This window comes from Pseudomonas inefficax, from assembly GCF_900277125.1.
In the GTDB taxonomy this organism is placed as follows: domain Bacteria; phylum Pseudomonadota; class Gammaproteobacteria; order Pseudomonadales; family Pseudomonadaceae; genus Aquipseudomonas; species Aquipseudomonas inefficax.
On sequence record NZ_OPYN01000045.1, the window covers coordinates 1 to 9,290 of the forward strand.

The following is a 9,290-nucleotide window of genomic DNA, read 5'->3' on the forward strand; positions in this document are numbered from 1 at the left end:
TGAGCTCGAAGGGGCCACGGTGGTGGCGCANTGGGCCGGGCTGCGGCCGGGGTCGCCGGAAGGTATTCCGTATATCGGGCCGCTGCCGGGGCATCAGGGGTTGTGGTTGAACTGTGGGCATTACCGCAACGGGCTGGTGCTGGCGCCGGCTTCGTGCCAACTGTTTACCGACCTGTTGACCGGGGCAGAGCCGATCATTGACCCGGCGCCGTATGCGCCAGCCGGGCGCTTGAGCTGAGGGCCTCTTCGCGGGTAAACCCGCTCCCACAGGTACATCACAGGTTTCGAAAACCGTGCGAGCCCTGTGGGAGCGGGTTTACCCGCGAAAGGGCCGGAGGGGCCAGTAGGGAATTCAGCCAGTAATAGGTGCCTGCAAGTGCCGGCTAGGGTAATGCTGCTCATACACCTTGCACACCCGCAGAACCTGTTCATCGGCATAGCGCCCGGCGACCACCTGCAGCCCTACCGGCAACCCCTCGCGGGTGAACCCGCACGGCACCGAAGCCGCCGGCTGCTGAGTCAGGTTGAAGGGATAGCTGAACGGCGTCCACTCCATCCACTGCGCCATCCCCGACCCAGGCGGCACATTGTGCCCGGCCTCGAATGCCACCAGCGGTAGCATCGGCGATACCAGCACGTCATAGCGCTGGTGGAAGGCATTCATCCTGGCGATCAACTCTGCCCGTGCCTCCAGGGCCTGGGTGTATTCGCCAAGGCTGATTCGCGCTCCCTGTTCGGCAATCCAGCGCAGCCCTGGGTCAAGCAGCGCCCGCTGTTCATCGCTGAACGCACTGGCCAACCGCGCCGCACCGGCAAACCACAGGGTGTTGAACGTCTCCAGCGGGTCGCCGAACCCCGGGTCGACTTCTACAACCTGTGCGCCCAGCCGTGCCAGGCGCTGCACGGCCTGGGCCACCAATGCCTGGACCTGCGGATCGACCTGCATGTAGCCGAAGTTGGCACTGTAGGCGATGCGCAGGCCGCTCAGGTCCCGCTCCTGGCCCAGCCACGGCGCCTGCCTGGGTGCGCCGGCTAGTCCGTCACGGGCATCGGGGCGGGCGACGCAGTCGAGCATCAGTACCGAATCGTCGACGGTGCGCGTCATCGGCCCCAAGTGCGACAGCACGGTCATGGCACTGGCAGGCCATTGCGGTACATAGCCGAAGGTCGGCTTGATGCCGAACGTGCCGGTAAAGGCGCAGGGGATGCGAATCGAGCCGCCGGCATCGCTGCCTTGGTGCAGCACACCCAGGTTCAGCGCGGCTGCCGCCGCAGCACCACCGGACGAGCCGCCGGCGGTCAGCCGGGTATCCCAGGGGTTACGGGTAATGCCGTACAGCGGGTTGTCGGTTACCCCCTTCCAGCCGAACTCCGGCGTAGTGGTCTTGCCCACCAATACAGCGCCGGCTTCGCGCATGAAGGCCGTGAAGGGCGCATCGACTTCCCACGGGCCGGCGCCCGAGGTGGTGCGCGAGCCCTTGCGTGTGGGCATGCCGCGGGTCAGGGTCAGGTCCTTGATCGAGGCGGGTACGCCATCCAGCCGGCCGCAGGGCTCGCCACGCTGCCAGCGCTGTTCGCTGGCGCGGGCGGCAGCGCGGGCACCTTCGCCGTCGACATGGCAATAGGCGTTGACCGCCGGGTTGTGCAGGTCGATGCGCGCCAGCACATCGTCGATCACCTCGACCGGTGACAGTTGGCGGCGCTGATACAGCTCGAGCAGTTCGACGGCGGTGAACTCGCCAATCGCGGTTTTCTGGGTCATCTCAACGGGCTCCCGGGTTGGCGGCCTGGAACATGGCGCGCAGCAGAACGTCACAACCATCGGCCAGGTCCTGTGGCGCGGCATTTTCGATTTCGTTGTGGCTGATGCCGCCCTCGCAGGGCACGAAGATCATCCCGGCCGGGCCCAGCTCGGCGAGGAAGATTGCGTCGTGGCCGGCGCCGCTGACGATATCCATATGGCTCAGGCCCAGCTCCCGCGCGCCTTGGCGCACGGCGTCCACGCACTGCTCGGCGAAGTACAGCGGCGGGAAGTCGGCGGTTGGCGTCAGCTCGAAACTCAACCCGTGTCTTGCCGTGCTGGTTTCAATGGCCGCGCGTACTTCGCTGACCATGGTGGCGAGGTGCTCGGGGTCGAGGTGGCGCAGGTCGATGGTCATCTGCACCTGGCCGGGGATGACATTGCGCGAGCCCGGGTGCAGGTTCAGGCAGCCGACTGTGCCGCAGGCATGCGGCTGGTGGGCGTGCGCCACGCGGTTGACCGCAGCCACCACCTCGGCGGCACCGACCAGGGCATCCTTGCGCAAGTGCATCGGGGTGGGGCCGGCGTGGGCCTCTACGCCGGTCAGTACCAGGTCGAACCATTTCTGCCCCAGGCAGCCCTGGACCACGCCAATGGTGGTGCGCTGGTCTTCCAGCACCGGGCCCTGTTCGATATGCGCCTCGAAGTAGGCGCCGACGGCATGCCCGGTGGGCACGCGCGGGCCGGCGTAACCAATGCGCTGGAGTTCCGCGCCTACCGACAGGCCCTTGTCGTCGACCTTGGCCAGGGTCTCCTGCAGGCCGAACTTACCGGCGAACACCCCCGAGCCCATCATGCATGGCGGGAAGCGCGAGCCTTCCTCGTTGGTCCATACCACCACTTCCAGCGGGGCTTCGGTGGTCAGGTTCAGGTCGCTCAAGGTGCGCAGCACCTCGAGGCCGGCCATGACGCCGTAGCAGCCATCGAACTTGCCGCCGGTGGGTTGGGTGTCGATGTGGCTGCCGGTCATCACCGGTGGCAGCGCCGGGTTGCGGCCGGGGCGGCGGGCGAAAATGTTGCCGATGGCGTCGATGCTGACCGTGCAACCGGCTTCTTCGCACCAGCGCACGAACAGATCGCGGGCCTGGCGGTCGAGGTCGGTCAGGGCCAGGCGGCACACGCCGCCTTTGGCGGTGGCGCCGAGCCGGGCCAGGTCCATCAGCGATTGCCAGAGGCGTTCGCGGCTGACCAGCGGGCCCTGGCCGAGCAGGTGTTGCGAGGGATCGATGCGGGTGTTCATGGTTCATCTCTCCTGAAAGTACTGGGTTGCTTGTGCCGGCCTCTTCGCGGGTGAACCCGCTCCCACAGGGATATCACCGGCCTGAAGACAGTGAGGTCTCTGTGGGAGCGGGTTTACCCGCGAAGAGGCCAATACAGGTAAACGAGGCCTGTATCAGGCACTAAGGGCCAGATAACGGTTCTTGACACTCGGGTCCTCGCGGAACTGCGCCGCACTGCCTTGATAGGCAACCCGACCCTGCTCCAGCACGTAATGGCGGTCAGCCAAGGCGTCGCAGACCATCAGGTTCTGCTCCACCAGCAGGATCGACAGGCCTTCGTCCTTGATCCGCCGCAAAATCTTCACGAGCTCGTCGACAATCACCGGGGCCAGGCCTTCAGTCGGTTCGTCGAGGATCAGCAGCTTCGGCCCGTTGAGCAGGGCGCGGGCGATGGCCAGCATCTGCTGTTCGCCGCCGGAAAGGGCGAAACCGCCGTTGCGGCGCCGTTCCTTCAGCCGTGGGAACATGCTGTACACGTCTTCCAACTGCCAGCGGCTGTCCTTGCGTGTGGCAATCCTCAGGTTTTCCTCAACGCTGAGCTGGCGAAAGATGCCGCGGTGCTCCGGCACCAGGGCAATGCCGAGCCGGGCGATATCGAAGATTTCGCGGCCGACCAGCTGCTGGCCGTTGAAGCTGATCTGCCCCTGCCGTGGGCGGACGATGCCGAGGATGCTGCGCAGGGTGGTGGTCTTGCCCGCGCCGTTGCGCCCCAGCAGGGTCACCAGTTCGCCAGCCTCGACCTTGAGCGAGACGCCTTCGAGCACATGGCTCTTGTCGTAGTAGGAGTGGATCGAATCGACGTTGAGCATCAGGCGGCCTCTCCAAGGTAGGCGGTGCGGACACGCTCGTCGTTGCGCACCTGTTCAGGGGTACCCTCGACCAGGATCTGGCCGTGACTCATCACCGTGATGCGCTGGCTGATCGACATGACGATGCTCATGTTGTGCTCGATCAGCAGCACGGTGTGGTCGCGGCCGAGGTCGCTGATCAGGTCGGTCATCACCGGGATGTCATCGATGCCCATGCCCGAAGTGGGTTCGTCGAGCATCAGCAGCGTAGGTTTGGCGCAGATCGACATGCCCACTTCCAGCACCCGCTGCTGGCCGTGCGACAACTCGCCGGCCAGGGTCTCGGCGCGGGCGGTCAGCTTCAGGCGCTCCAGCACCTGGTCGGCAGTGTTCCAGTGGCTGCGCTTGTGCTCGACGCTACGCCAGAAGTTCAGCGCACCCAGGCCATCGCGGCCCTGGGCGGCCAGGCGCAGGTTTTCGCGCACCGACAGGTTCTGGAACAGGCTGGTGAGCTGGAACGAACGGGCCATGCCCAGCGCCACGCGCCCGTGGGACGGCTTGCGGATGATGTCCTGGCCGTTGAACAGGATCTTGCCCCCGGTGGCCTGGCGCTCGCCGGTCAGGCAGTGGAACAGGCTGGTCTTGCCGGCGCCGTTGGGGCCGATGATGGTGTGGATGGAGCCGGCGCGAACCTTGAGGTCGACACCCGCAACCGCCTTGAACGGGCCGTAGGCCAGCTCCAGTTGGCGGGTTTCCAAGAGGTAGTCACTCATCACAGGGTCTCCTTGGTCTTGGCCTGGGGTTTGTCATCGGCATTGCGGTTAGCCAGCAGGCGCTTGCCAAGTTCTGCCAGGCCGCCCCACAGGCCGCCACGCATGAACACCACCACCAGGATCAGGATCACCCCCAGCAGCATCAGCCAACGCGGCCACAGCTCCGACAGCACATCACCCAGCAACACGATGGCGCCGGCCCCCAGCAGCGAGCCGAACAGCGAGCCGGTGCCACCGACGATGGTCATGATCAGGATGTTCTCGCTCATCATCAGGTCAATGTTCGACAGCGGCGCAAAGTGCAGCAGCATGGCGTACAGCGCCCCGGCGATACCGGTGATGGCACCCGACAGCATGAACACCAGGATTTTGAAGTGACGGGTGTCGTAGCCGATGGCTGCGGCGCGGGTCTCGTTTTCGCGGATGGCCAGCAGGGTGCTGCCGAATGGTGAGCGGATCACCCGCAGGGCGCCGGCAAAGATCAGCAGGAACAGCACCGCGACAAACACGTAGAAGTGCCGTGGGTCGGCCAGGTCGACCAGCACATGGCCGGCGATTTCGATGTTGGGCCGGGGCACATCGAGCAGGCCGTTGTCACCGCCTGTCCAGCCGCTGAGGGTGTAGGCCAGGAAGTAGGCCATCTGGCTGAAGGCCAGGGTCAGCATGACGAAGTAGATACCCGTGCGGCGGATCGCCAAGGCACCTACCAGCAGCGCCAGGAAGGCACCGAACACGGCGGCGCCAAGCAGCGCGGCGAACATGCCCCACTGCAGGTGGATCATCAGCAGCGCCGCGCCATAGGCGCCCACGCCAAAGAAGATGCCTTGGCCGAACGACAGCAGGCCGGTGTAGCCGAGCAGCAGGTTGCAGGCCAGCGCCGCCAGGGCAAAGATCAGGATCTCGGTGGCCAGGGTGGCCGATGGCAGCAGCAGCGGCAGCGCCACCAGGCTGGCGACCACCAGCAACAGCAGGGCCGGGGCGCGGCCCTTGGCGACTGGCAATGGGTTTTTATCGCTCATCTCAGGCTCTCCCGAACAGGCCATAGGGACGGACCAGGATCACGGCGGCCATGGCGCCATAGATCATCAGGCTGGCGCCTTGCGGCCAGAGGCTGGTCATCATGCTTTGCACCACACCCACCAGCAGGCCGCCGACCAGTGCACCGCCAAACGAGCCCATGCCGCCGATCACCACCACCACGAAGGCGATGCCGAGGATTTCCGGGCCGACGAAGGGCTGGGCGCCACGCAGCGGTGCGAACAGCACGCCCGCCACGCCGGCCAGGCCCACGCCCAAGGCGAAGGTCAGAGAGAACAGGCGGAAGATGTTGGTGCCCAGCAGCGACACAGTTTCGGTGCTTTCGCTACCGGCCCGCACCAGGGCGCCGAAGCGGGTGCGCTCCAGCAGCAGCCACAGGCCAAGGCCGATCAGCGCGGCGAAACCGATCAGGAACAGCCGGTAGTAGGGGTAGATGAAGTCACCGACGATCAGCACCCCGCGCAGCTCCGGTGGCACGGCGATGTTCTTGCCCACCGGGCCCCAGATCAGTACCGAGGCTTCCTGGATGATCAGCGCGATGCCAAGGGTGACGAGGATCTGGAAAGTGTGCGGCAGGTGGTAGATGCGCTTGATCAGCAGGCGCTCGACCGCCCAGGCCAGCGCCGCCACCACCAATGGTGCGATCAGCAGGGCAAGCCAGAAATTACCGGTAATGGCCACGGCGGTGTAGCACAGGTAGGCCCCCAACAAGAAAAACGCGCCGTGGGCGAAGTTGACGAAGTTGAGCAGGCCGAAAATGATCGTCAGGCCCACGGCGATGAGGAAGTAGATCATCCCCAGGCCCAGGCCGTTGAGCAGTTGGAACAGGTACAAATCGAGCATGAGCGTGCCCTCGACAGCGCGCGGTGCGGCTGCCTGTACGAGTGTGTGTGACTGACGCCGCGGCTTCAGGCCAGGGCGCAACCGGTGTGGTCGACTTCGACGAACGAGCGGCCCGAGCTGATGACTTCGGCCAGGTCGTCCTCATCGCGCATCTGCCCCTGGGGCTTGCCGCGCAGCAGGTAGTAGTCCTTGAGCACCTGGTGGTCGCCCGGGCGGATCAGTTCTTCACCGGTCGGGCCTTGGAAGCGCATGCCCTGCAACGCCGCGGACACCGCGGCGCCATCCAGGCTGCCGGCCTTGATGATGGCTTCGAGCATGACCTTGGTGCCGATGTAGTCGGCCGCCAGCGGGTAGTTGGGGTTGATGCCATAGGCCTTGCGGGTGGCGGCGACCAGCTGCTTGTTCAGTGGTGTATCGACCTGGTGCCAATACTGCGCGCCCAGGTACACGCCTTCGAGCACGTCGCTGCCCAGCTCCTGGAACTGGTCGAGGCCGGCGGACCACACCATCAGCACTTTCATGCGCTCCTTGATGCCAAAGTTCACTGCCTGGCGCAGGGCATTTGATGCCTGGCTACCGAAGTTGAGCAGCACCAGCACATCGGGCTTGGCGGCGATGGCGTTGGTCAGGTAGCCGGAAAACTCCTGCTCCTGCAGCGAGTGGTAGCTATTGCCGATGTGTTCCACGCCGAGCTCGGCGAACACCTTGCGGGCATTGTCCAGCAGGGCATCGCCGAACACGTACTGCGGGGTGATGGTGTACCAGCGCTTGGCCTGAGGGAGTTGGCGGCTCATCGGCACCAGTGTTTCGCGGATGGCGCCGTAGGTGGGCACCGACCAGCGGAAGGTCGAGGCATTGCAGTCCTTGCCGGTAATTTCATCGGCGCCGACAGGGGTCATGAACACGCCGCCGGCCTTGTGGATTTCCTTCGACACCGCCAGGGCCGAGGACGACAGCGTGCAGCCCTGGAAGAAGCGTGCGCCATCCTGGCCGATGGCTTCCTGCACCTTGCGCACCGCCTTGCCGGCGTTGCCTTCGGTGTCGATGACCTTGTACTTGAGCGGGTGGCCGAGCAGTTGCGAGTGTTCGGCGATAGCCAGGCGCGAGCCCATATCGGCGTACTTCCCGTAGCTGGCAAACGCGCCAGACATCGACTTGAGCCCATAGAAGGTCAACGGTTGGTCGGCGAATGCCCGGTGCGCCCCCAGGGGGAGGCTACCTAAGGCACCCAGGGCAAGGCCTGCCTTGAGCAGGGTACGTCTTTGCATGAGTAACTCCTTGGTTGTGGTTATTAGGCAGGAGTGGCAATGACAAAGCGGGTACGGCCGGGCCTGTGTGCAGGCCTCTTTCCAGGCGGATCAGTGGTGGTGTTCGAACTCCAGCAGGAAGTTGCGGGCAACCTCGCCTTCCAGCGCGGTCATGTGGTGTTCGGCGTCGCACATGTGTTCGTGCATCAGCCGGCGTACGGCGGGCTCGTCACTGGCGCGCAGGGCGGTGAGCAGTTGCTTGTGGTAGGCGATGTTGGCAGCGGCGAATTGCTGGCGCTTGGGCAGGTAGGCTTTTTTCAGCACTACCAGGTCGCGCAGCAGGTCGTTGAGGAATATCGCCATGAAACGCAGTAGCGGGTTGGAGCAGCGGTCGGCCAGCAGGGTGTGGAACTCCAGCTCCGCCAGGCGCTGTTCGCGCTGGCCTTCCTCGCTGTCCTCCGGTGCACTGCAGAAGTCGATGTTGGCCTGCAGCGCGGCGTAGTCGGCTTCGCTCAGCTTGCCCATCACCGACACCGCCAGCTCCACCTCGATGACCTTGCGCAACTGGTACACCTGTTCGCCGTCCAGGTGCTGGAAGTGCAGGTAGTTGCGCAGTGCGCGGCTGGCAGGTTCGGTGCCGACTTCGTTGAGGTAGGCGCCACCGCTCGGGCCGGTGCGGGTGCTGACCAGGCCCTCGACCTCCAGGGCCTTGAGCGCTTCGCGGGCGGTACCCTTGGAGCATTCGAAATGCTCCATCAGCTCACGCTCGGTGGGCAGGCGGTCGCCAGGGTGCAGCGCTTCGGTAACGATCGAGCGCTTTACCGATTCGACGATCACATCGGACAGCTTCTGGCGCTTGCGTTTGGGTTTGAGCATTTCGCTATTTTTCATATTTATGCGGATAAATAGGATTTAGCGAGTTTTGCCGGGGTGGGTCAATGCTGGCGGCGGGGAGGGGTCGCAAATGGTGCGAAAGGGTCGGGGAGGGATAAGTGATGTTGGGATTCACCGCACAACCTGTGGGAGCGGGTTTACCCGCGAATGCTGCAGTGAAGCTACCGACGCATTCGCGGGTGAACCCGCTCCCACAGGTTACTGTGTTCAGTTCTGGCGGCCGGGGCCTTGCTGCAGGTGCGCCTGGCTGCAATACCACTCGTTGCCCTGTTGCAGCGCCCGGTCATTGGGCAGGTGCACGCCGCAATGGGCGCAACGCACCATCTTCAGCGGCGCATCCAGCTTCGCCTCGGGGTGCGACTGTTGGCTGGCTTTGAACTTGCGCCACAGCCAGAACGCGGCGGCGATCAGGGCGATCCAGAAAAGTAGGCGAACCATGGTGTCCAGCTTGTCGGTTTGAGAAGCCGACAGTCTAGGGCGCGGCTAATAAAAAAGGGAGGCCCAAGGCCTCCCTTTCATGTACCGCTGCGTATCAGTCGAACAGACCAAAGGTCATGTAGCTGAACCAGGAGCGGTCCTTCTCGGCTTCCTTCGGCCCTTCCGGCACGATCGGGTCACCGTTCTCG

10 protein-coding genes are annotated in these 9,290 nt (G+C 64.8%); 1 reads left to right on the forward strand and 9 read right to left on the reverse strand.

Going from position 1 to position 9,290, the window contains the following annotated elements; genetic code table 11:
* A partial coding sequence (locus JV551A3_RS04600; protein ID WP_133978382.1) for an NAD(P)/FAD-dependent oxidoreductase occupies positions 1-238 on the forward strand: 238 nt, incomplete at its 5' end.
* 114 nt (positions 239-352) lie between these two features.
* Here JV551A3_RS04600 and JV551A3_RS04605 read toward each other — a convergent pair.
* From JV551A3_RS04605 to JV551A3_RS04645, 9 genes are all read right to left on the reverse strand, one after another.
* The gene (locus JV551A3_RS04605) at positions 353-1,762 is read right to left on the reverse strand and encodes an amidase (protein ID WP_133970182.1); all 1,410 of its coding nucleotides are present in this window, start codon (positions 1,760-1,762) and stop codon (positions 353-355) included.
* A gap of 1 nt (position 1,763) precedes the next feature.
* Positions 1,764-3,041, reverse strand: a complete 1,278-nt coding sequence (locus tag JV551A3_RS04610; protein ID WP_133970183.1) for a Zn-dependent hydrolase — start codon at positions 3,039-3,041, stop codon at positions 1,764-1,766.
* A gap of 153 nt (positions 3,042-3,194) precedes the next feature.
* On the reverse strand, positions 3,195-3,890 hold the full coding sequence (locus tag JV551A3_RS04615; protein WP_133970184.1) for an ABC transporter ATP-binding protein: 696 nt from the start codon (positions 3,888-3,890) through the stop codon (positions 3,195-3,197).
* Complete coding sequence (locus tag JV551A3_RS04620) at positions 3,890-4,642, reverse strand: ABC transporter ATP-binding protein (RefSeq protein WP_133970185.1); 753 nt, start codon at positions 4,640-4,642, stop codon at positions 3,890-3,892. The genes JV551A3_RS04615 and JV551A3_RS04620 overlap by 1 nt, the downstream gene beginning before the upstream one ends.
* Positions 4,642-5,661: a branched-chain amino acid ABC transporter permease gene (locus JV551A3_RS04625; protein WP_133970186.1), complete on the reverse strand. Its 1,020-nt coding sequence runs from the start codon at positions 5,659-5,661 to the stop codon at positions 4,642-4,644. Before JV551A3_RS04625 ends, JV551A3_RS04620 begins: the two co-directional genes overlap by 1 nt.
* A 1-nt stretch (position 5,662) precedes the next feature.
* Entirely contained in the window at positions 5,663-6,523 is an 861-nt protein-coding gene (locus tag JV551A3_RS04630) for a branched-chain amino acid ABC transporter permease (RefSeq protein ID WP_039614952.1), read from the reverse strand.
* A 65-nt stretch (positions 6,524-6,588) separates the two neighbouring features.
* On the reverse strand, positions 6,589-7,791 hold the full coding sequence (locus JV551A3_RS04635; protein WP_133970187.1) for an ABC transporter substrate-binding protein: 1,203 nt from the start codon (positions 7,789-7,791) through the stop codon (positions 6,589-6,591).
* Positions 7,792-7,881: 90 nt separating this feature from the next.
* Positions 7,882-8,646, reverse strand: a complete 765-nt coding sequence (locus JV551A3_RS04640; RefSeq protein ID WP_133970188.1) for a FadR/GntR family transcriptional regulator — start codon at positions 8,644-8,646, stop codon at positions 7,882-7,884.
* A 225-nt stretch (positions 8,647-8,871) separates the two neighbouring features.
* The gene (locus tag JV551A3_RS04645) at positions 8,872-9,102 is read right to left on the reverse strand and encodes a PP0621 family protein (protein WP_046617024.1); all 231 of its coding nucleotides are present in this window, start codon (positions 9,100-9,102) and stop codon (positions 8,872-8,874) included.
* Positions 9,103-9,290: the final 188 nt, after the last annotated feature.

Coding starts and splice junctions, on each gene's coding strand:
- JV551A3_RS04635 (WP_133970187.1), bottom strand. CDS start 7,791: ATGCAAAGACGTACCCTGCTCAAGGCAGGCCTTGCCCTGGGTGCCTTA.
- JV551A3_RS04605 (WP_133970182.1), bottom strand. CDS start 1,762: ATGACCCAGAAAACCGCGATTGGCGAGTTCACCGCCGTCGAACTGCTC.
- JV551A3_RS04645 (WP_046617024.1), bottom strand. CDS start 9,102: ATGGTTCGCCTACTTTTCTGGATCGCCCTGATCGCCGCCGCGTTCTGG.
- JV551A3_RS04610 (WP_133970183.1), bottom strand. CDS start 3,041: ATGAACACCCGCATCGATCCCTCGCAACACCTGCTCGGCCAGGGCCCG.
- JV551A3_RS04625 (WP_133970186.1), bottom strand. CDS start 5,661: ATGAGCGATAAAAACCCATTGCCAGTCGCCAAGGGCCGCGCCCCGGCC.
- JV551A3_RS04630 (WP_039614952.1), bottom strand. CDS start 6,523: ATGCTCGATTTGTACCTGTTCCAACTGCTCAACGGCCTGGGCCTGGGG.
- JV551A3_RS04620 (WP_133970185.1), bottom strand. CDS start 4,642: ATGAGTGACTACCTCTTGGAAACCCGCCAACTGGAGCTGGCCTACGGC.
- JV551A3_RS04640 (WP_133970188.1), bottom strand. CDS start 8,646: ATGCTCAAACCCAAACGCAAGCGCCAGAAGCTGTCCGATGTGATCGTC.
- JV551A3_RS04615 (WP_133970184.1), bottom strand. CDS start 3,890: ATGCTCAACGTCGATTCGATCCACTCCTACTACGACAAGAGCCATGTG.